The organism is Pseudomonas sp. PNPG3 (genome assembly GCF_023093815.1).
GTDB classification, from domain to species: Bacteria; Pseudomonadota; Gammaproteobacteria; order Pseudomonadales; family Pseudomonadaceae; genus Aquipseudomonas; species Aquipseudomonas asiatica.
The window spans coordinates 1-22,237 of record NZ_JALLKV010000027.1; the positions used below are offsets into that span (position 1 = coordinate 1).

The following is a 22,237-nucleotide window of genomic DNA, read 5'->3' on the forward strand; positions in this document are numbered from 1 at the left end:
ACACCATCGCCCTTAATGCTGGAGTTCGGAAGGTGAGTTCGCCGGACGCTTACAGATGTCTCGCTCTTCCGTCACGCGCTTGAGTTCAGCGCGCAGCTTGCGCAGTTCGGCCTGCTGATCGTCGTCTTGCTGACGCTGCTCTTGGGGCTTGCTGTAGACCTTGATCCAGGCGTAAAGGCTATGCACGGACATGCCCAGGCGCTGGGCGACATCGGCGACAGGTTTGCCTTTTTCGGTCACTTGCTTGACCGCTTCGATCTTGAATTCTTCGGGGTAACGCTGACGACTCATGGCACCTCCTATTTGGGCCTCATTATGAGGCTTGGAGGTGTCTAGGAAACCAGGGGCGATTCAATTGCCCGCTCCATATCAGACATGTTGCCCTCCCTGTCGAAGGTCGAAGTGGATGACTTGACCAGGTACCGGCTGCATCTATACGTATACCCCGTGGTGAATCTGCGAGAGATAACGCTCAACAGTAGCGAACCCGACTGACGTATCGATGAGGTCAACTGGTATGTGGCCCGAGAAATACCTGCATGGTCGACCTAGCCAATCCTCTGCCAGCGTCTGTGTACCAAAGACGGTCGTCGCTTGCTCTAGGGTCTTCGCGAATTGGAATGCTATTGCGCTTTGTTGGGCATTGAGCCGCACCATTCCGAGGCCGGAATTCAGCAGATGAGCAACCTGCTGCTCGGGCTTTCCCATTACTAGGCAGATTACATTTCGCTTCGTATAGAGCGTTGAACTGGACACCATCATCTGTACGTCCTTCAACGCAAACCCTTCCAAGACGAGTATCACAAGATCCAGGTCGCCAAGCTCCTCCAGCGGGCGCTTTGTCAGTGTCTCTGTTGGTCCCCGAACCTGGCGAGGTCTGGGAATAGAGTCCGGTATTAGATCTTTCATTGCACACCTTGCAGGTTTGACGAGATTGCCTGCTACAGGATCCGACCGTTGTCGGCTTACACACTGATGGCGAAAACGCTATCGGGATTTATTGAGGTCGGTTGCAGCGTCGAAGATCACCTGTATCAAGGTGGCATTCTCTAGAACCCCCGAACCAGAAAGGGCATAGCAGTTACCTCCATCGACCTCGAATGCCTCGCATGGACCGCCTAGGCTGGGAGATTCGAGGACAGATATTCTTGTGAGGGGCTCCATAAGCCAGCGATCAGTACCGTTCATGTGTGCTGGGGTGACAATTTGGACCTGCTCAACCCTCATCCGAGACGTTTCGCGACGCACCAGGGAAGCGACGTCCCTTGCATGCTGAATCATAAGCATGAACGTATCCGGTTCAACTGCGCCTACCCGAACCACGTTGAGGTAAAACCACGGGTACATGAGTTCCTGCTCAACGTATGGCCAGATCTGCGTGTCGTCATATTGATGATCGCCAAGGTCGGGTAACTGAATCTCAGAGCTTCGGTAGGTAGTGAACATAAGCCCCTCCAAAATGAACACTATAGATTGTAGCCCTATAGGACTCAAGAAGGCTTCATCGTTCCTTTTGTGAGCCTGAAAATTGGAACTGAATATCGCGTTTGGAGAGGCACTTCGGGACATCCGCAAGCAACGAGGCCTCACCCAGGAGGATTTCTCGGACGTCAGTAGTAGGACATATCTGAGCACTCTAGAACGTGGCTTGAAGCGCCCTACGATTGACAAGGTGAGTCAATTAGCTGAGGTTCTGAACGTCCACCCAGCCACCCTAATCATGGCAACGTTCCTTAACCAAGAACGTGTAGTCACTCGTAAGGATCTACTCCAGCGGATCTGCATGGAGCTTGATGAGCTCGGCATGCGTTAGTCTGTGAATGCGTTGATCGATGGACGGGGAACGCGAGGACTGGCCTGGGCTTAAGCATTGGCAATGCTTCGATCGGATCTCTGTTCAAATATGCATCCCGGCCGCCCAAGCTCATCGATCTTCAATGCTCATTCATGTTAGGACGAGGCCGCTCTGCTCTCGACTGTTGCAGTACGTATAGACAGCTGTTGCTAGACCCTGATATGGCGAAAGTGGCTGGGCCAGCGTTTCACTAAACAAAGAATCGAATTTCTGCAGTGGTAACCCAAACAACGCATGCTCGAAACGAGCAAAGTAGCCGCTACGCTACTTCCGGGGAAAGCGACTTTTTCTCCAAGAATTAATCCTTGACGTAACTTTTTCTCCAAGGATTACCATCCTCTACGACTCATACTCCAAGATTCACCTCCCGCCGTACTCAAATCGGCTCCGAAACTCGCTGAATTCTCCAAGAATTACATCAGTGCGGGCTATGTTTTTACATGACATGTAACACAGTACGAAATCGTAGGAGGAGTCATGGCTCGCGGCGGCATAAACATGGTATTGGTGCAGAAAGCGCGCGCTGCGCTGCTTGCCCGGGGCGTGTATCCAAGCATTGATGCGGTGCGTGTTGAGTTAGGGAACACGGGCTCTAAGACCACTATTTCCCGCTACCTACAGGAGCTGGATAACGCCGATCCACGGCCTCAGGCTGACCCACGTCGCCTTAGCGATGAGCTGACCGATATCGTTGAGCAGCTCCTAAAGCGATTGCTGGAGGAGGGCAACGTTGCCCTGGCCCAAGAGCGCCTGTCGCATGAACAGAGCGTTGCGGCGCTAGGCAAACAGATCGAAGGGCTTGAAGCTGATCTAAAGAAGGCCCAGCAAGAGACGGCGAGCCGGGACACAGCATTGGTGAGCCAGGCCGAAGAGCTAAGCACTACACAGTCGACACTGCAGACTGAAATGACCCGTAATGCGCGCATCAGTCAGAGCTGTACAGACCTGGAACTGCGAGTACAGGAGAAAGACCAGCAGATTCGCTCACTGGAAGAGAAGCACGCGCACGCTCGTGATGCCCTGGAGCATTATCGCGGCGCCATTAAGGAGCAGCGCGAGCAAGACCAGCTGCGCCACGAAACGCAGCTTCAGCAGCTGCAGCATGAACTGAAGCAGGTACAGCAGTCCTTGATGGTGCGACAGGACGAACTGACTCGCCTTAATCGCGACAACGAACGCTTGCTCGGCGAAGCTCGCCAACACAGCAAGCTCGCTCATCAGAATCAGGATGCTTTGAAGCGGCTGGAAGGGGATCTGAGTCTGGCGAACATGACTGCTGCCAGGGCAGAGGGCGCTAAAGAGATGCTCCAGGATCAGCTGACACTCGCCAGGAAAGAGGCGGAGACTGCAAGCGCTGTGGCGGTGCAGCTCACAGCAACCGCCGCTGAACTCACCAAACAGCGGGATGAGGCACTAAACGACCTCAAGCTTCGCAAGCAAGCCGAGTCTGAGAGAGTTGACTCCGTCGCAAAACCCTCGTGATGCTGCCGATTTTTCGGGGTCGAGGATTGCAGTCGCTCACAGGGGGAGCTGGCGCAGATGCCAAGCACTGGTACTCAAGCAGCTCAGCATAGATCCGCATACAAAGCTCGTTCAGCTTCTAGCAGGCTGGCGATCGCAACCATGCCTTTGCCCATTTCGATGCCCGTGAGAAGGACATGACTCTTACCGACAATGTCGGCGAGATCGGTTTGGGTGATTGCCTGCAGCTTTCGAACCTGTCGAACCGCCGCTCCCAACTCTCCAGCGATGCGCAGTTGCATCAATGAGGTCACGGGCGTGACCGTTAAAAACTAAGCTATAGCTTCGTTTGTGGAAAAACCGGATCCCAGATGAAGAAAATCTAAGCCATAGCTTAGATTTGGCTAATGCGCGCAGGGTTGTACAGTGCTTGTGAACCAGGTGAGCCTTGGTTGCCATCCATAAAGCCCCAACCGAGCAAGTATTGAAGCATCAAGCAGGCAGCACGAAGAGTTCGCCAGAATCTGTCGCGAGGCGCGTATGGCAACGGCGCATCAGCGCTACCTCCAGGGGCGTTTAATGGAAGATATGCAAAGGTGGGAGAAATCCGAACGTCTTCGAGCGTTCATTGATGCCGTCGCTGCTGGCGCCATAGGCGGTAGCGAGGAGATCGCACAACAGACCGCGGCCTGGGTGGAATGGGCGAGGGCGCAGGTTGACTCGATCGACCCTGTTGGAAATCCAGCGACCACTTCGGTGGAGCCGGAGGAAGCCGGGGCGGCGGAGTACCCGGTCAAAAAAGAGGAACGGTCGTGGTGGTGCTGAGATTTTGCCCTCGGCGGGGGTGAAGATATTAGCCAAAGGGCAAGCTAAAATGTAGCGCCAACCAACGGAACCAAGCTATCTCGCGGCACCGACCACTGGCTGGCGCTAAGTCAGTGCTATGAGGGTGAGGTCAAGCTGCTTCGCTGTTTGCGCTGTCCTTCCTCAGCGGTGACTCCGTTTTCCGTCGGCACGAGCGACCAGATCTTCGCGTCGATCCCGTCGTTCTGAAGCTTGCGCATGAAGTAGCGTGCCTGCAGCGCATCATGGGTCGCGATGACGATTTGGAAGCCGTGATCAACGATGTAATCGCGCAGCAAATCGAAGACCGCGGAGGCATGAACCAGATCGTGGTGTTGCGTCGGATCGTCAAGTAGCAGGGCTTTCCAAGGCGACCATTGGTGACTCATCGCCATGGAAAGCAGGAAGGTCAGTTGAAGATCGGTAAGCTGTGCTTCGCTTGCAACATCAGGTACCGGGGCTGACTTCTTACCCAGTGGCACTGAAACCTCCACCCGCTCCTTATTGTAGGCTGTGAAGAACTTAAGGCTTGCTTCGTGGAACCTCGTTTCGCGCACAACCCGTTTAAGGAGGGCCCGCCAACGAGGTTCAACCTTGCTGACATGCTTCTGAACGTTGCCGATTTCCTTTTTCAAGAAACCATCCAAAGCGTCCATGGCATCAGCCAGCCTTGTAAGATCGGCCAATTGTCCCTTTGCGACCGAGATTCTATCGTTGAGGTATGCAAAGAAACTCTCTTCCGTGTGCTCTAGGCGCTGTACGTCGATGAGTCTTTGCGCCATCTGCGTTTCATTCAGTCTGGCCCAAGCCGATATCTCAACGCCGAGCTTTTCGAGCATTTCCAAATTACTCCCAAGGCTCGCCAACGTTGAGCGCAACGTGCCGGCGCGCGCTTGAGCGGCTTCGGTGAGCGGGTCACCCATCAACCCAAGTCCCTCCCAGCTCCTGCGCATCGTCGCGAGCTGAGTTTGAGCCTGCCTGATCGCCTCTTCAGTCGTCATTACAGCATTGCTTAGCTCCAGCAGTTGGATTTGCTGCGCATCTAGCACCGACTGGGCGTTCTCAGCTTTTCCATTAGCCTCGCGGATTCGATCGTCAAGCTCCTTGAGGTATAGGGTCAACTCTTCAAGTGTTCGCCCATCGGGGGTGCCTGTTGTGATGGCCGACAATGCAGCGACCGCTTGATCACGTCGAGTCTGCGCCTCGTTGTGCTGAGCGCGTGCCTGATCAAGAGCGGCGACAGCCATATTGTATGTGTGGAGAGCCTGATCGAACGTATCCTGAGCAACCAGAGGCTGAAGCCCAGCACGCCGATCTGTCAGATTCCGGCGACTTGCCGAGACTCCCTCCAGTTGAACCCTGAGCGATTCCTTAGCCGAAGGCACTGAGTCGCTAGCCAGAATTGGATCGATTCGGAACTGAACAATCTGGCGCTCCAAGTCGTGGCGAATTTCGTCCAGGGCAGCAAGCTTAGCCTGGCAATCCGCTACCGCTTCGAGCGCATACACCACCGCGGCATCGCTCGATGCTAATGCTTCTGCCGCGGCTTTCAATTGCTGATCGGCAGCAATCAGGTTGGGGTCTATGGCTTGCAACGCATTGGCTACACGTTTGTGCAAGTCTTCTGGGCCATGAGGATACAAACACAGCGGACAGCTATCTTGATCTGCGGGAAGGTGCGCGGCAATTGAAGCTACCGCTTGGCGAATTGCATCTGCTGAAGAACTCAATGCCCGATAATGAGCTCTTGCAGCAGTTTCAGCAGCCTTGCACACTTCCTGTGCAGCACGCTTTTGGGTCAGTTCGGCGCCCAAATGGCTAAGAAGATCCTCATTAAGGTCTGACTCTTTTCGATTCGCTGCCAAGAGGGCTTCGGCAGCTTCCCACTCGATGACCAAGCGCTGGCCGTCAAGCAGCCTTCTCTCTGACTGGTCAAGTGATAGAACCTGGGTGTCGAGCTGAGCGTGCTGATTCCTGATCTGCAGGTTGCGCTCATGCTTTTGTCGCAATGCTGCACAATTCTGATCGGCGATTGATACGGCTGTAGCAGCCTCGGCTAACGCCTGATTACGGTGGTCAACCTGCTGTTTAGCACCTACCTCATTGACCATTCGCTCCAGCGATTGTGCAACACTCACGCGTTCCTGTTGAGTGAGCAGGCTATTTGTCTGGTGCTCTTGGAGAAGCTCGGCGTTCTCGGTTCGGCTTTTCGAATGATTGTCGCGCGTGACGATCTCGACGGCCAATTGGGCTTTTAGCATATCGAGGCGAGACTGCACGACACCGAAGCTCTCGATCAGGCCGTCCGCCTCTGCCAGGTCTGCGATAAGTGCCTGCATCCGCTCCACTTTGATACGCAAGATATCGAGCAGCGCCGAATGCGCGAGGGCCAGGCTGTCTTGATTCACCGGCTCCAAGAGGAGTCCTGGTGGTATCTGATCGAGACTTTCGGTTTGGGCTGCGGCCTCTGAGACGGCCTTGGCGAGGAGCTCCTGAGGACGCAAGGCTCCCACGGCACCAGCTGCAGCAAAATCGCGCTCTTGGATGAGCCGATTCCAGTCAGCCAGCTCTTTTTCGAGTTCAATCAAATCCTTTAGTTGGCGACCCTTCTCCTCGTTCAATGACCGCCGAACTGAGGGAAGCGTGGCGCCAGCGCGTGAACCCTCACGCCCGATGGGAAGCTTTGCCAACTGGGCGCCTGCGTCCTTTTCGTCTGCCTTGACGATCCACTCATTCTCTCGTTGATCAAGCAAGTGCGTCAGTCGGAGCAAAAATGGAAGGTCATTCTTAGGGATGCCGGGGAATAGGGCGCTCAAATCGCCTTCTTGGCTCACCTTACCCGCTGCCGTAACCTTCGACGACGCAGTAAAATCGGCAAAGTTCAAACTCACCTCGGCGAACGCTTCATCATCCCGGATGACATGGTTGATGTCGTCGTGAAGACGGGCAATTCTCCCCGTGAGTCCAAATTCAATGGCCTCGAACAACGTAGTCTTGCCGGTACCATTGGGCGCGAGGACGATGGTTGCGCCAGGGCTGAGTTCAATCTCGACGCCAGGGCCAAATTTACGCAAGTTTGATACCGTTATCGAATTCAACTTGCTCATTGCTGATCCTCGCTGCCAGCCATCGATGCGCGTAGCGATCGGGCGACGTCGGCGCCGTTAGTGCTCGACAGCAACTCCATCTTCCAGAAGTCGATATGGTCTCTTGTCCAGGTTTGAGCAGAGGAGAGCGCCTGGAAGGCTGCAGCCAAGGGATCGCTAAGCTTTTCAACATCTCCGGGGGGATCAAGCGCAGCAAGGAATGTGCGGTCGAGAAAATCCATTGGTGTTTCTTGCTGACGCACTACGACTTTCCGACAAAATCGATCATCCGTCTCAATGCGAGTGGCCTCGTCATGCGTGGTGTCTTGCAAGACGAGGAACATGTACAGGTCGGACGTTTCCGGCTCAGGCAGGACATCGCGAACATTCGCAGCCCACTGGTGTGCTGCTTGAACCGCCGGAGACGGAAGCTCGATCAACAACACGGTTCGCCAGCCAGCATTTGCAAGGCGGGCACGTTTGAGTCGTAGAATCTGCGAGGGGTATTTAACCTCCGGAAGCCCCATGTCATCCGCAAGTTGGATCTCATACCGGCCCTCGACCCGCTGGCCAACCGCCGCAATCAATTGTTGGAGCGTCATCATGATCAGTGTCCTTTCCCACAGGCTTCGATAGCTGCTTCGCGTGCCTGCATCCAGGCGTTCCAGTGCTTTTGAAAATGAGCTTCCAGCTTGGCCAACGTTCCGGTTCTTAGCTGCTTGTATACTTGGAAACGGGTGACCAGGAGGCGCGGCTGGCGCTCAGCAGCCATGCTATGGCCAGCTTCGAGATCCTCAGCCATGCCTGCCTCCAGTAACTCGGTCGCAGACTCTTCTACGCCCGAAAGGATAACTACAGGGGGTGGAGCTTGACCCAGCAGTTTTCGCAAACAGTCATCACCGAGGCGACGGGGCCCGTCGTGGTCGGTAGGCTCCCCAGACCAGTGGCGCAAAGCGATGCTGAGCACATCCCCAATTGGTTCGATCGAGCGCCAATCAACACCGCCAAGCCCCACACACGCTAACAGCAGCATGATGATTGCGGTCTCCATGAGCTCTACCGTCCGAGGCCCAATTCGTAACGCGTGCTTGGCATTAATACCTTCAGTTACGGGATACATCATTTGCTCGAAGAGCAACAAGCGGGCTTCAGGATCTTTGTCTAACTCGGCTCGCCATACCAACCATTTCTCTGCCATCGCAACCGACAAATCATGGTCGTTTATGCCGTTAAGCTTATTTCCGACGCAGATTTGAAGCTGTTGCCACACCACATCATTCATCGCGGCATGAAGATCATCTGACTCGATTTTGGTGCCCGCAGGTGAGCAGATCTTGCGCTCCCTTGCGCACGAAAGGGCCTCGGAACTCTCGAACCAGTGGAGATCGTCTAGATCCCGCTCAGTGTCTCCAAGCGTGCTACGCAATTCACTGTGTGCCCCTTGACGCCATGCGCGCTCGCCTAGGAGCATGGATTCGCTCCCTGTTTTGAGATGCAACGCCAGACGAAGAATCGCGGAAGGTAAGCTAAGTGCTTTGGTGGGGCGAGCATATTCAGCGTGTAGTCTCAGCCGCCGGTTTGGGATGCTCTGGGCCCAATGATGATTTACGACTTGCTCGGCAGGACTGCTAGCTGAGTGGGACGTTGCAGTGCCAAGGTCGTGCGTGCCGGACACTGTCCAGCCTACACCTGGGATAGGGTCAACCAAGTATTGCGTCCAAGTCTGCCCCCCTGCTCGAAGCAGCTTCTGAAGGTGCGTGGCCGTGGTATGGCAAGACACCGCATTCGTGTCCGTCGTGCTGTCCCCGATATAGTCCAGCAACACACTAAGCGTTATGGCCGAGTCGGTGAAGTGCCTGTCGAGAGACTCAAGCGCACTTTTCTCCAAAGCACCTTCATCACCGACGCAGTGAATTTCCAGCACCCGCATCTTCTCGACGATATGGGCCCAGTCATTGAACCCGCACCACGTTGTAAGCCAGGTATAGACATTCTGAGTAGGCTTATCATCGCGCTTACCGAGCCCAGCAAGGTTGACGCCATCCTTGCGACAGAGATCCCAGACTTCGCGCAGGTGCGTGATCCTGAGAACGTCCTGATCCTTTTCTTTCCCTTTAATCACGACCTCAGGGCCAGGCAGGGTCAACGAGAACGTACGCTTGGCCGGTTTCACGCCCACCGGAGGTGGTTGCCAAGCCGCCAAGCTCTTGAAGACTTTCTCCAGCTCAGAATCGAATTTCGTTTCTGAGGCAGACTCTGGTTCTTCTTCAGCAGCAACGATGCCAGCGTCTGGCTTCTTCTTGCGAGGTTTGTAGGAGGCTAGGTAATCATCTTTGTCGAAGTGTTTATCGCTGAAATCGCTGGTCTGCCGCTTGATTTGCAAGTGCTCCCAGTGGTCGTCACTGTGGTAGATGACCACATCGTCCCATTCAGCTATGCCACCCTGCTCAGCACCGATTCCCAGCGGAGCAGGGCGCCCATCCAGGAATTTATCCACCATATCCGACAAGCGCTGGGCGATTACCAGCTTTTCGTAGCGGCCTTTTTGCTCAAGCCGGAACCTTCTAATCATTGTGAATCCCTTCAGGCGTTTCGGCGCCCAAGGCACCAATGGCAGGTGGCCACATAGTAACGAGCCGACTTCACCGAAGGAACTGGGGTTTATGCATAAATTGCTGCCGCATGTTTGGTTACTTGCTGAACGAGCTGGCGCCAGTCGGATAGGTCGATGACTGCCGCTCAGCCAGTGGGGCGCGAGAAGCTCATAGTTGCCATTGAAGCGTTCAGGGACAGGAGCACAAGGACGATGCGGTTGGCGAGTGCGCGTGATGATCCCAGCCCTTGGATGTGATGGAGCGTCACTGTTTCCACGCAGACTGGTGGTCATTGGGCAGTTTTGTGTGTTGGGCAAGGGAGCAGCGGGCTCCTTGGTGCACGACGATAAAAAGTGCACGCAAAAGGAAGCCCGCTGCTAGGCGGGCAAGATCTATCACACGTAGGGATAGCTGAGACTGCGCAAACAGGCGTGAAAAATATGTGAATCAAATGTCCTGGATACGTCACCACTGCCTACGACTCGGGAGTAGACTACACCGGATAGGAGTGCTGACTGCCGGTCAGCGCTGGTAGGTCTTCACGGCGAGGCGCCATCACCCAACAAGACCACCGCGAGCGCTGCAGCTGACAGGAAGAAGTGACATTCCCATCGCCATTCGTTTTACTGAGGTTTCAGCCGTTACCGAAGTGACCAGGCGCCGCCAGAAAGAGTTGTGGCAACCGCCCCGCGGCTAACCAGCAAGCGTAAACACACAAGACCAGCATCAGGCCACCGGTGCTGGATCTGGTCGCCTGCTCTCGTACCCATCGCGGCTAGTGCATGGAAGGTCTCTCCCACGGCCTTTTCCATGGGATTCCGATCAAGATGCGTAGGCATATCCGGTCACTGGCGAGGCAACATCCGATACTGACCAGCATTTTCCCCTGTCCCGACATACCGCACAGCGCAAGTCCCAGCTAGAGCTTGCGAAGCTTCAGCCCCCAAAAGCAGTGACCTGAGTGGATCGATGATATTGATTTTCACGTCTTCGGGGCAGTTAATGTCCGTCAAACGTACGCTGTAGCACCATTCATTGTCATACTCCGTGTGCACCCACCTGAACAGTTGGCCGCTCTCAAGCTCCAGGTCGTAACCGCTATCCAGATCGCAAGGAAAGCCCATCTGAATATCGACGAAATCGATCGGCCACCCCCACTTGCCGATGTGCACCAGAGGCTCTCGATTATCAATTGCCTCAATACCTTCGCCTGCGAGGCTGATTTGAACGATGATGTGGCTAGTGGTCGACCGCTTAGGCTTGGACGCAATGGGCAGCGAAATGCCTATGCCGGTGTACACCCAGCCGTCTTCATCCGTCGCTCGGGAGGTGATCCATGCACTGCTCGGCTTGAAGTACTTGGCAAGCTCAGGCGTCAAAAAAACTCTACTGATTTCCTGCTTGACCAGATCAGCCAGCGTTTCACACTCACCAGCAAGCCTCGACATGAATTTCACCGCATCGGTAATTGACGCTCCAATGCTGATGGGGGAGGACGACATCACTGAGAACTCCATAGGAAATGATTAGGCTTGGGGTTAACCATAACAGGTAGATCTGGCGCCTTCGTGTCGAAGCCGTTCAACGGATTCCAAAACACGTGCGTACGTGCGGGTACTGTTGCAGGCGAGAGTTGCTGAAATCCCTGGAATCGCTTGATGTCCAGTTGACCAAGGAAGCTGGTGACTTGAGATCGCCATTTGCTAAGTCCGGTGTAGCTGGAACAGTCCAGCTTGTTGAGGATCTGAAGCACGTTCAGCCACGAACGCAGAATCAGCCGACCATTCCAGATGTCCGTCTGACCAAGGGCGTTGAGGCCAACACTCAACTCGGGCCCAATGAACAGGTGGTAAGCGACTTCGCGCTCAGCGTCAGTCAAAAACTCATCCCACTGCCGATGCAGCTGATCTGTACCCAAGGGCGCACGCCATTTGAACTCGACGACGATGATTCGTCGCTCCCCGTTTGACCATCCCATCTCAACCAACAAATCAGGCTCTACCGATCGTTTCGGCCAGAAATCCATCCGCAGAAAACTGACTGCACCAGTTGGGAGCGGAAGGTTTTCATCGACGTCACTTTCGAGCAGTGCGCGCCAGAATGCGCCACTCGCTTCTGGAGGCAGGAAATCCAAGGGGCCGGCAATCAGCGCCGTGATTTCATCTTCCTCGCAAACGCGCTTCTCACCCTCTTCTCGGTGCCCAAGATAACGCTTGTAGAGGTGACTTTTGTTTCGCCTGAAAGCATGCAGCATCTAGTGAGCATCGTATGCGGAAGGAAAGCGGATGATCAGGTTTTTTCGAGCGGTTGAACAGAGTGATCTGTGTACCTGAGCCAGTGAATGTTTCAGCTGTGGGCGAAGAAGACCTGTAGAGGTGTTTTACGATTGTGATGCTTCCCAGCTTGCTTGCTTAGGCGCTCTAGGCAAGCGATCATTTTGCAGATCGATACTCTCTCTCAAAGCCATAGAAAGCTAAGACCTACACCTTGTTGGCCCATCAAGGGCGTGGGCGATTTTCAGGACGAACCCGCCGATGCGAATGTTTGAAAACATCACTAACCGCTGGAAACAGCACGCCGAACGATCGACCAGCCCGCTTACCATATTGTCGCCGTATATCACCAAAGGCACCGTTATGAGCCTGGTTGCCGGGAAGGCCAGCGCGAGCATTTATACGTTGTTCAATGTAGAGGTCTTCGCCACAGGTGGTTCCGACCTTGGTGACATTGTCAAACTGATGGCCAAACACAAGGTCTACAAGCTTGATCGACTGCATGCCAAAGTGGTGACCGATCACACCAGCTTCATCACGGTTGGTAGTCAGAATCTTACTCAAAATGGACAGCACAATCTGGAGCTCAGTGTCAGCCTGAATGGGGAAGCAGCAAGGCGGCAAGCCATGGACATAGTGGAACCTTGGCTGGATGCTGCTGAGCGGATTACTCCTGAAATGGTCGCCGATATGGAATCGGAAGTCGGAAGCGTGAAGAAGCTCTATGACGAGTTCCTTCAAAAATGCGAATCGGCACAAACTCAAATTAATCTCAGGGCGAAGCGACGAGCTAGCCGTAGTCGATATGAGGCCCACCTCAAAGGACGAGCACTGATTGAGGGTAAGCTGAAGCGAGCTCTCGCTTCCAGTCCTACGAAGAGTGCAGAGGTCAAGAGGGCAAGCAGCGTGTCTACGCCTTGTCTAAAGACCGATGCCAAAGAGAACCTTCTCCGCTGGAAGCGAGCGGATGGATCAATCCACGCCAAGCTTGAAAAGGGCGAACGTTACCTATGTTTCCTTGAAAACAATGAATTTGGCTGGGCGAGGGTAGCGGGCCAACAGATCACACGTATCGGTCGCGGTATCACTTACGCACCTGGAGTGCTGGAGGCGTTCTCACAGCTATCATTCCAAGTGTCTGCTTCAGGCAAAAGTCTGATAGGTCAGCCCGACGGCACGAATCTCGTGGTGAACCTGCTACATGGCGAAAGGCCTGTCTGCACGGTGCCAGCAAAATTTCAGCTCGACAGCGTCAATATTTTTCCAGCTAGAAGACCTAAAGCACCTCCCGCCCGCGCTAAAAGGAGCGCAGCTACAAGGCCCGTCCCCTTGAGTATGACCAGAGAAGTAATGGCATGGATTGCTGAAAACGAACCGGAGTTCGAAAAACTCGTCCACATGCGAGTAACAGAGAGCTTCAACTACGCAGATGGCAGCAAGCTCACTGGAGTAGACGCAGCCTCGTTCTTTGGGAAACTTGGTAGCCGAGTAACGGTTCGGGTAGTCAACGTGGATGACAATCCGATTTTGCATGTGAGTCCACTCAAATCCTGAGTGGTGTGGTAGGGCTGCTCAAGTCGGTACGCAGGCAAATGGCTTGCGCCGACATGCATGATAAGTTGAGCGGCAATAAAGCAAATGGCGGCGCCCGTGATTGCCAAAGCGCATTGATGTCACTCGCTGCGCGCCAAAGGCCGACAGGCTGGGAGAGGCGCACCCCGATCGATCAATCCAATACCACACACGCCTGGCGATGGTATGAATGGGGAAATCCCTAAGGAGTACAAATGTACTCCAATCTGGCGTTCAGTGTGTTTGCCGCCGATTCATGCGCGCTCTGAAGCGAACGCTATGTAAATGACCGTCACCTACAGAGCCCCTCACAGCAGGACACAGAGCGAGGGGTGATCACGGCTGGCGCTACTTCGACTGTCTGGGCGGTAAAATCTTTTTCTCCATGTGCCCACAGCTGTTCACGCTTGCAGTGCGGTAATCGGAACAACCCCACTTTCCCGCCGCCGCCCGGTAAATCATGTACCCCGGGCTCACTGGACACATGGCTATCCACCCCGAGCATCCCGGTTTACTGCAGACCCGATAGCGCTTTCCAAGCGGACGCAAAGGGCCCTGGCAGTCAGGACAATTAGGCTCTGAAAGATTGCAACGGGGCCAGTTGGTACAGCCGTTGAAGAGCTGACCGGATTCTTTGCGTCACTTGACCACTAGGTTTCCATCGATGCCAGGTATGTTGTGAACGCCGACACCAAGCCAACGGAAGAAGGGCGCTTGCGCAGTTTCGAGTGTCCCGCAACGCCTGGACAGTGGTGGCGGTAGTCACGTCTTAATGAGCTGCTTGGGAAACTTAGACGGTTGACGCAGCACCTGACGCCTCCGGAACCGAAGCCGCAGCCAGAGGTGTTCTGACGGGTGTGGGTGTGCTCTTGATCTTGCATGTGTATCATTGTCATCGTCACCCTAGCCATATGCTGTTGATAGCCTGAGATAGGCCATTTGAGCGCAGCATCTTGGCTTCCGTGGTCACGGGACAGATCCAGTATCACTGCATAGGATGATGCTACGAATGGACGAGCCGCTCCCGATTTTGGCCGCCAAAGCCCCTGCTAGAGGTCGCCCGAGCAACTACCCCGAGCCTTTTGCGTCCAGGATGATTGGTCGCAAAAAGCAACCGCTCGGTGACCTTTTTATGCTCAAGAACTTCGGCGTCAATCTCGTTCGCCTACCACCTGGATCGTTGTCCGCTCTGCACCATCGTCACACCCAGCAGGATGAGTTCATTTATGTTCTTGAAGGAACGCCCACTTTGCATAGAGGCAATGAGCTTCATCTTCTCGCGCCTGGGATGGTTGTGGGCTTTCCGAAAGGGGGGCTGGCTCACCACCTGGAGAATCTATCAGATGCGGACTGCGTCATTCTGGAGGTTGGCGACCGAAGCGAGGGTGACTGTGTTTCCTATCCTAGTGATGACATACAGGCAACGAAGGCACCAGACGGTAGGTGGCTATTCACGCGCAAGGACGGAACACCCTACATTTGAGTGTTCCAAGGCTGGCCGACCGGAAACATGTCTCGGCCACGCGCTATTTCCCGGTCAGCAGCGGTCGCAGCCCTCGATCCATCGGTCAAGAGCACGGCGCAAGAAAGCCTTAGCAATCTCCTGTTTTGATGTGGCCTGCCGGATCCATGGGATCATCGCCTGACGGCGCTTCAAGCCTTACCTTAGCGGTTGCCCCGACCACAATGCCTGTAGCTTCGTCTGTGACAGTTTCAAGCTTCATAAGCGCTGTCAGGTAGCTCCGGTCGTCATCATGCCGGTACATCGGGGGTAAGCTGGCGCAGACGTCGTGAATTTCCAGCGTAACCTGCTGGAGGGGGTGCTCGGCAGCGACTTTAGCCGCCACTAGTTGATGCTTGATACACGACAAATGGGGTGCGCCAAACACCGGGTTCCGCTCGCTCAGACGCTTCAGGCACCACTCAACGAAATTTGCTGGACAGTCAGCGTGTTGGAAAAGCGGTTCGACCAGGTGTTGGATCAGCTCCAGCATAGCGACGAATGTACAGCGCCCTGTGCTGAACATCTTGCTGACAAACTCCATAACCGTTATCGCTGCGAGGCCGAACACCACACCAGGGTACACAAGGTACTGACGCAGACTGTTGATCCCGGCGTTCGCGAAGGCCACACCCTGATCCATCATGGCGACAAGATCCGAAGTGCTGATCGAAATGAAGTGACGCCGGGCCATGATCATTCGGATGAGCGTGCGTGAATACTCAACGGAGCTCAACACCCCCTGGCCAACCATACCCTTAAGTAACATTTGAGGCGAAGCAGACGGAATGTCGAGTGCTTGAGCAAGCTGGCGCAGCCTGCCATCAAGTGACAGTAGCCCCGCCTGATACTCATGGCAGAGTGTCAGGCAAGCGCGCTCTTGCGGATCCAGCACATTTTCCAGTCGTTGGAGGACTGGCGTCGGATCAAGAGGGCCATACGCCGGTACGACAGTGCAAAAATTCGAGATGGCAACATCAATGCCTTCCAGGAACGCTAATTCCCGGGCATGAGCCTCCTCGCTTTCTTCATGGAAACCCAGTTGCCCTTCGTGTGAATACAAGGTGCCGCTTTTACGGAACAAAGCCGCCGCCTCGATCTTGGTACGCAACGCCTGATGGGTATGGCTACTGACATAAACCCGGGAGAGGTTGTCCAAGACATCTAGCAGCCCATGTGTGGCCAGCTCCGTCAGCATCGTGAGGTCTACGACCCAGGTTGACCCTACTAGCCGTCCAGGAAAGACATCATGGGCAAAGCCTGCATCCGACGAAGTCTGCAGCCAAGGCCCATCAGTTATCCATCCCCGCACAACATCAACAAAGTCGCGCCCCAGGTGCTTAGCCACCGCACCCAGGGTGATAGGGTTTTCCTCGTAGACCGCCAGTAGCTCGTTGACTTCCGTTCGCTGATCTTCGAGCTGCTTGATAAAGGCCGAGAAATCCATGTCACCGTTCTCGTCCTCAGGAAGGGTCATGGACACAAGGCTTTTGCTAGGGGCAAGCGAATTCCTTATCACGCTGTGCGAAATTTCCAGCAGGCGTTGCTGGATGGAAGAAATCTGCTTGATCTCATAATGCTGAGCACCCAGCAGACTGTCGACGCTAGCGGTCTCGCCAGCACGCAATCCGATCAAACTCTTGGCGAGCACAGAGTCTGCGGGAGTAAATTCGGTTGAACTGTTTGGATAGCTAAAGCCCTCCAGATCGAGGGTGACTCGTTGAGGGCTGCCTTGCTGATCGACCAACACAATCGACGTCCCTGGCGCGATGACTGCTGGCGCGCGCTCGATATTGCGCAGCTCCTCTGCCATCTCTTGGGAGAGCGTCAGCATCACTTGAACGTGGGTAGCCGCAGCTTCGACGTCACCCTGGGCGCAGCGCATGGCAAGAGTGATCCGATCCAGCCCTTTCTGAACCTGGCCGTATCGCAGTTCAATGCCGGCCAGTTGCAGAAGCGTCTTGGCGCTGCCTTCGAGCAATACGGGGAGTTCCGCTACCAAGGCCTTGAAATCTAGGACACCTTCACATGCAGCCACGCGCAGGAACATCAACCGAAAACGGGCAATGTGAGGAGACTCTGCAACGTTGAGCTCCATGACTTCGCGCATTCGCGCCCAATCACCCGCGCTGTTGTAGAGGAACAGCGCCTGCTCACGAGCATCAGCTGAGCTGCGCCAAGTGGCAGGCATGGATTGCAGAAGATCACGTGCTTTAGCCTGCCGACCAGTCAAGCTGTAGCAATGGAGTAGATCGACATGCAAAGGCGTGAAGGCGTCAACGGGTAGTAGCCTTTCAAGGATAACAACCGCTTCACCATGGCGCTGAGCTCGAATCATCGCCCGCGCACCGAGGGAAAGCTCTTGAGGATCTGTGGCGTCAGGTGCTAGCTGGGAGACCCGATCCACAAAGCGATTGGCAAGCTCGACATCGCCCTCATAAGCGCGACTGGCAAAATACAGGTCAATGATGTCGCTGCTCTGGGGCGTGACACCTGCGTGCTCCAGTTCTTTGCGAACCGTCTCGCAGTCGCCAGCTTGTAGTGCCAGATCCCAGTGCAAATGCTGCAGCATGGTGGCGATTCGGGCCGCGACGTCCGAGTGCGTCCGTCGCGCGACTTCCTCACGAGCAAGCTGTAGCAGATCTGTCCGCGACTGCGCCATGCAAGCGTGGCCGAATCGCAGCAGGGCCTCGACCGGCAAGTCTGCAAGGTGAGCCTGGTGCCGTTTCGTGACTTCCTCCCAGCGGCTCAAATCGCACAGGGCTTCGATCTCGACCCGAACCAAGACGTCCGAAACGACTACACCTTTATGGTGCGCCTCTTGAATCAGCTGCAGGGCTTCATCAGCGCGCTGAAGCAGTACCATTGCATAGGCTAGGTGTGCGACCACATCACTCACCGTCTTGGGGCTCTGCGCAGCCCAGAGCGTGGTGGCGCGATCATCAAAACGCGCCATCGCGTCCTGCAACACCTCTACGTGCTCAGGCAACATCGACCGGCAATTGACCCGCACAGCATCAGCCGTGGCCAGTCGAATGGCGTAACGAAGGTAGGTTTCGTCGATAAAGAACGAGCTATCTGGCTTGCTCAGTGCAATGCGTATGACGCGGATGGCGCCTGCATCATCGTCACGACCGGCATAGGAGGAGGCCACCAGTTGCCATGCCGCGGCTTTATCAATGAAGGCGCTGGGGACATCGGCTTCGTTCAGCTGTTCACCCGCGATGATGCGAGCGTTGGCCATCGCAACCCAGACGATAAAGGATTCAGGGAAACGAGCGCTCAACGTTTCTCCGACCGCAACCGCCTGTGTAACCTGACCCCGAAGCATGAGGGCACGTATCGCTGCAGCCGCAATACGATCATCGGAATCACAAAGCTTGGCGGCTTCGTCAAAGTCGTCTGCCGCCTCCTCGTCTTCACCCAGATGCCACTTCGACAAGCCGCGAAGCAGATGCCACCTGGCCTTCTGGTGATCGTCAAACTCGCCAAGGTCGCTTTCTAGGAGTTCCAGTTGCTTGAGGCAGTCCTGGAACCGGTGGCCCTGCTGCCATTCGGTAATCCGGTCGAGCTGTCGGGAGTAAGGCGACATCGAACCCGTGTCGCGCGCCGAAGGCAGCTCATCCGCGAGCAGTACTTTCTGCGAATTTGTGCCATCCCCAAGTAAGGGTCTGAGCGCGTCCAAGAGCGGCTGCAGCTTGCGGTGGGCCTCGGCGGTCAAGGGGAGGGCGCCCATTTGGTCGACCAGCGAGCCGGGGCCGAGGTTATTACGTTTCGCAGCTTGAACCGCCTGATATCCCTCCCAGAGTGCTCGCGCTTGGCTGAACTCAAGGGCAAGTGCCCCCAAATGTCGCTCCGCAGAGTCCAAGGTGATCTCACCGGCCATCCCGTTCAGCTCGGCACAGGCAACCTGGAGCGCGGCCCAGACATCTTTGCTATCGCGCGAAGGGACGAAGTTGCTGATCAGCTGCTTCTGGTTGTCGACCTCGACAGTACGATCAGAATCCAGGTCATGCGGAAGAAAATTCAGGTGCAGCGCAAACGGAAACAGATCAACCTTGTCCACCTCGGCGCCTTTTTGTAACTCAACGGCTCGCCGAATCGCAGCGTAGGCCTTGCGGTTGCTTTCATTGCTAAAGCCTTCAGCATGCACGCGCTTGTACCAGTCGTCTGGCGTCCCGGAACTCGCCGCAAAACGCACCACTTCCTGAGCGGCGTGCATGGCGGTGTTGCTGGAGGCGTGGTAGACGATCAAGAGGTCGTCAACGTTGCGTCGGAAGCCTGGCTTGCAGAAGTCTTCCCAGGCCAGCCCCACGGACTCATTGAAGATGGGGTTGTCCGTCGGCTTCAGCGATCGCTTCATCTGCAGCCGCTGGGTAGCAACCTGGCCGGTACCCGGGTGCCAGAGATCGATCACTAGGTCATCGGTGTCGTGATCGAAAAGGCGGCCCTGGAAGAGCAACCGGGTGATCACGTAGCCATCGCGGGCACCCGGACACTGCGAGCCCAAGCACATGGCAAGGAGGCGAACGGCCTGCACGCGACGCTCGAATGAACCTCCGCGATCGCCGGTGGATACGGGGCTTGCTACCTGCTTCCTCCGACCCTTGACTGGCTTTTCCGGGCTTTCTTTGGATTTAGCCGGGTTTTGGGCTTTTGTACCTACCGGATTTTCTTGGGCTGACGCTACCCGTGGGGGCTGTTTCCTTGGAGCCTTGGCCATGCTTGGTTCGCAACGGTGATTGGACGCCGTATTTTACCGATCCGGGAGGCTGATGCGTAGAGCCGGGCAAGGTTGGCGCAGGCCTTGCGGTGGAGGTCGGAGGCAGTTCAGGGTAAGTGGGTGTTGGAAAAGCGAAGCAAAATTGAGCATCGATCAATACGCGTTCCATCAGCGCCGATGCATAACGGGTGCCCATCCACGACTTGTCGAGCGCCTCCGACAAGCGTTTCGGCGAGTCGGGCATCATTGGCGGGTGGGCTTGTAGTGACGACTTACGAATTCTACGGAACCTTCCTGCTACCCAAAAACGAATTGGCGTGAGCTGTAAAGATGTTCTCTTAATTTTTTGAAGATCTTCGAATTGATTAGAACCTCAAGGGCTTGAATTTAGCAGCACCATTAACAAACGATTAATTATCAATGCAGATCAGAGAATTGGTAAAACGTGCCCGACAAGTACGACGAATGAGTAATGCCGACTTACCGTCCACGGCGAGCAAGTGCAGGGAGGGTTGGTGGGGCAGGGTGCTCATACTTTCTCCTCACAACGTCAGTAAAGGTTCCTCTTCCGACTCTCCGGTGAAACACTCCAGATCTCATGAGCGAGAGGAGCAAAAATATTTGTTGGAACCATCCCCATCTCGATCATTGCCTGCCGCACTCTGAAGCACCCATGAATAATTCGACCCGAGTGCGCTTTTACAGCATTCGCATCCTGGATATTTTCTTGATTCATAAACGGTGTCCATGCTGGATTCGGGATTAGAGCAGGGTTGTATTCGATAAACTTCCTCACTGGAGAGGAAAGGCACCAGTTACCAGGTGGATTCAAGCAAAAAATGTAAAACTCTTCTATGTCGGAAACATTGAGCAATGATATTGGAAGTTTTTTAACCAGGAACGACCAAAGCAACGCTGTTTCGTAAGCCTTAAGTCGCAGGCGCGCCACACAACCAACATTAGTGAGCGCGAAATTAAAAAAATAGTCGATCTCACTGAGATGCTTTTCTAGCTCACTTCCCTGATACAAGCTTTCTAGTAGTTGCTGCGCACCTCGTCGATTCAAGCTACTATCAGGGTCATCGATGTCAACAGGATATCTAAATAGTGGGATTGGAGGCAAAGCGGCAGCATTAGTTGAGGCGCACGACAAAATATATAGCTTTTGCAGTGTCTCATTGTGCTCTATATGAGAAGACTGGCGAAGTCTATAGGTTTTACTATTGAGTTGTCGATGAACAGCATCTTCATGAGGCTGAGGTTTCATTTTATGAATATCAGAAAGTGCGCGCAATAAGGCGATAGCGGAGGGTGTATGGTCATTCTTCTTTGGAAAATTCTCAGATTTTTGAACGCGCCTTTTCGTATCGATCAATTGTTCCTCCATACCACCATGGTATTGCCCACTACGAATTGCGAATGCGCGATACCTTTCGAGGTAAGCAAAAAACTCAGGTGGCACTATGCGCACAATAGTTTCGCCTCCCAATGGAAGAGTTAGAACCCAACCATCATCCCGATAGGATAGGTTTTGCATCGAAAAGAAAGGCAGTGCGCTGCTGAATTGTACAGCACTCAGCTCAAAGAAGTGACAACAAGCGTAAACGAATAAAATTCTCTCGCCGCCTTTGACTAGCGAGCAGTTTTGCTCAAGCCACTTTAAATAAGCCAATGATTGAGCGGAGGCGTCCTGTAAGTCACATTCAGGCTGCGCCGGGAGGCTCGGAGGACTTATTACCCCGTAGGCTCCGTTCGAGAGAAACTCTCCAAACATGCGCAATACCCATTTCATGGAGTGCAAGGCCTTTGGCTTCGGTTTGGATATAGGTCTCCAGTCGGGATTAACAGTTTTTTCGGAGCGGTGGTAATCGACAAACCTCGGGCACAGTGACTTTTCGCGGATCCAGTCAGCAGGCGGACTCTGATAAAAAGCCATAAAGGCTGCCATGTCCTGTGCGTCAACAGTTGAGAGGGGCTTGTTGCGGACGCAGAACAACCACAGCACAAAAACTTCAAATAGCCGGGCTTTGAGAATTGAGCGCTCAGGAGTGTCCCTCACGAATTCGATTGCCAGTTCATATGACACCCAGGCATGGCAGGAGACTGGTAACCCGTTTAGGTAGTCGGCAATGCACTTAGATTCCTCTTGCTGGCTAGCAGTCAACATGATGTGCGGATCGAAAAACTGCGGAAACAGCGGATGGAAATTGACTTCCATGATGAGGACTCCCGGATTTCGGATCACGAATGAAGTCACAGCATAGCTGTGACTAGCAGGCAAAATAGGCTCCGGTGCGAACGGGGAAAAAATAAAAATGGAATCTGATTA

Annotated in this window: 15 protein-coding genes and 1 pseudogene; 5 read left to right on the top strand and 11 right to left on the bottom strand. The window is 54.6% G+C overall.

The window, feature by feature from the left end:
• Positions 1 to 45: 45 nt before the first annotated feature.
• From MJ643_RS17885 to MJ643_RS17895, 3 genes and pseudogenes are all read right to left on the bottom strand, one after another.
• Positions 46 to 291 (bottom strand): annotated as a pseudogene (locus MJ643_RS17885) (transposase); the annotation flags it as partial.
• A gap of 141 nt (positions 292 to 432) precedes the next feature.
• Positions 433 to 909: an MbcA/ParS/Xre antitoxin family protein gene (locus MJ643_RS31580; protein ID WP_047933074.1), complete on the bottom strand. Its 477-nt coding sequence runs from the start codon at positions 907 to 909 to the stop codon at positions 433 to 435.
• A gap of 78 nt (positions 910 to 987) precedes the next feature.
• Positions 988 to 1,446: a hypothetical protein gene (locus MJ643_RS17895; RefSeq protein ID WP_038409824.1), complete on the bottom strand. Its 459-nt coding sequence runs from the start codon at positions 1,444 to 1,446 to the stop codon at positions 988 to 990.
• A gap of 82 nt (positions 1,447 to 1,528) precedes the next feature.
• Between MJ643_RS17895 and MJ643_RS17900 the strand changes: the two genes are divergently transcribed.
• Entirely contained in the window at positions 1,529 to 1,813 is a 285-nt protein-coding gene (locus tag MJ643_RS17900; protein WP_038409822.1) for a helix-turn-helix transcriptional regulator, read from the top strand.
• Between the two features lie 519 nt (positions 1,814 to 2,332).
• Complete coding sequence (locus tag MJ643_RS17905; RefSeq protein WP_049870823.1) at positions 2,333 to 3,337, top strand: DNA-binding protein; 1,005 nt, start codon at positions 2,333 to 2,335, stop codon at positions 3,335 to 3,337.
• Between the two features lie 83 nt (positions 3,338 to 3,420).
• On the opposite strand, the gene MJ643_RS17910 is transcribed toward MJ643_RS17905, so the two are convergent.
• Positions 3,421 to 3,618: a helix-turn-helix domain-containing protein gene (locus MJ643_RS17910; RefSeq protein ID WP_038409821.1), complete on the bottom strand. Its 198-nt coding sequence runs from the start codon at positions 3,616 to 3,618 to the stop codon at positions 3,421 to 3,423.
• A gap of 238 nt (positions 3,619 to 3,856) precedes the next feature.
• Between MJ643_RS17910 and MJ643_RS17915 the strand changes: the two genes are divergently transcribed.
• Positions 3,857 to 4,141, top strand: a complete 285-nt coding sequence (locus tag MJ643_RS17915; protein ID WP_038409815.1) for a hypothetical protein — start codon at positions 3,857 to 3,859, stop codon at positions 4,139 to 4,141.
• A 116-nt stretch (positions 4,142 to 4,257) separates the two neighbouring features.
• Here the strand turns inward: MJ643_RS17915 and MJ643_RS17920 are convergent, their stop codons facing one another.
• The 5 genes from MJ643_RS17920 to MJ643_RS17940 all read right to left on the bottom strand — a co-directional run bounded on the left by MJ643_RS17920 (position 4,258) and on the right by MJ643_RS17940 (position 12,093).
• Positions 4,258 to 7,266, bottom strand: coding sequence for an AAA family ATPase (locus tag MJ643_RS17920; protein ID WP_038409813.1), 3,009 nt, complete (start codon positions 7,264 to 7,266; stop codon positions 4,258 to 4,260).
• Entirely contained in the window at positions 7,263 to 7,850 is a 588-nt protein-coding gene (locus tag MJ643_RS17925) for an ABC-three component system middle component 1 (protein ID WP_038409812.1), read from the bottom strand. The genes MJ643_RS17920 and MJ643_RS17925 overlap by 4 nt, the downstream gene beginning before the upstream one ends.
• A 2-nt stretch (positions 7,851 to 7,852) precedes the next feature.
• Entirely contained in the window at positions 7,853 to 9,817 is a 1,965-nt protein-coding gene (locus MJ643_RS17930; protein WP_038409810.1) for an ABC-three component system protein, read from the bottom strand.
• An 867-nt stretch (positions 9,818 to 10,684) separates the two neighbouring features.
• Positions 10,685 to 11,341 (bottom strand): hypothetical protein, encoded by a 657-nt coding sequence (locus MJ643_RS17935; protein ID WP_038409809.1) that lies wholly within the window; start codon positions 11,339 to 11,341, stop codon positions 10,685 to 10,687.
• A complete protein-coding gene (locus MJ643_RS17940) occupies positions 11,341 to 12,093 on the bottom strand; it encodes a hypothetical protein (protein ID WP_047934893.1) in 753 nt (250 codons plus the stop codon). The genes MJ643_RS17935 and MJ643_RS17940 overlap by 1 nt, the downstream gene beginning before the upstream one ends.
• 280 nt (positions 12,094 to 12,373) lie before the next feature.
• Here MJ643_RS17940 and MJ643_RS17945 point away from each other — a divergent pair, with 280 nt between their 5' ends.
• Positions 12,374 to 13,666 (top strand): hypothetical protein, encoded by a 1,293-nt coding sequence (locus MJ643_RS17945; protein ID WP_208209477.1) that lies wholly within the window; start codon positions 12,374 to 12,376, stop codon positions 13,664 to 13,666.
• A gap of 1,027 nt (positions 13,667 to 14,693) precedes the next feature.
• On the top strand, positions 14,694 to 15,167 hold the full coding sequence (locus MJ643_RS17950) for a cupin domain-containing protein (RefSeq protein WP_243899861.1): 474 nt from the start codon (positions 14,694 to 14,696) through the stop codon (positions 15,165 to 15,167).
• 109 nt (positions 15,168 to 15,276) lie between these two features.
• Here the strand turns inward: MJ643_RS17950 and MJ643_RS17955 are convergent, their stop codons facing one another.
• Positions 15,277 to 19,908, bottom strand: coding sequence for a hypothetical protein (locus tag MJ643_RS17955; protein ID WP_208209475.1), 4,632 nt, complete (start codon positions 19,906 to 19,908; stop codon positions 15,277 to 15,279).
• A gap of 550 nt (positions 19,909 to 20,458) precedes the next feature.
• Positions 20,459 to 22,126: a hypothetical protein gene (locus tag MJ643_RS17960; RefSeq protein ID WP_047934029.1), complete on the bottom strand. Its 1,668-nt coding sequence runs from the start codon at positions 22,124 to 22,126 to the stop codon at positions 20,459 to 20,461.
• Positions 22,127 to 22,237: the final 111 nt, after the last annotated feature.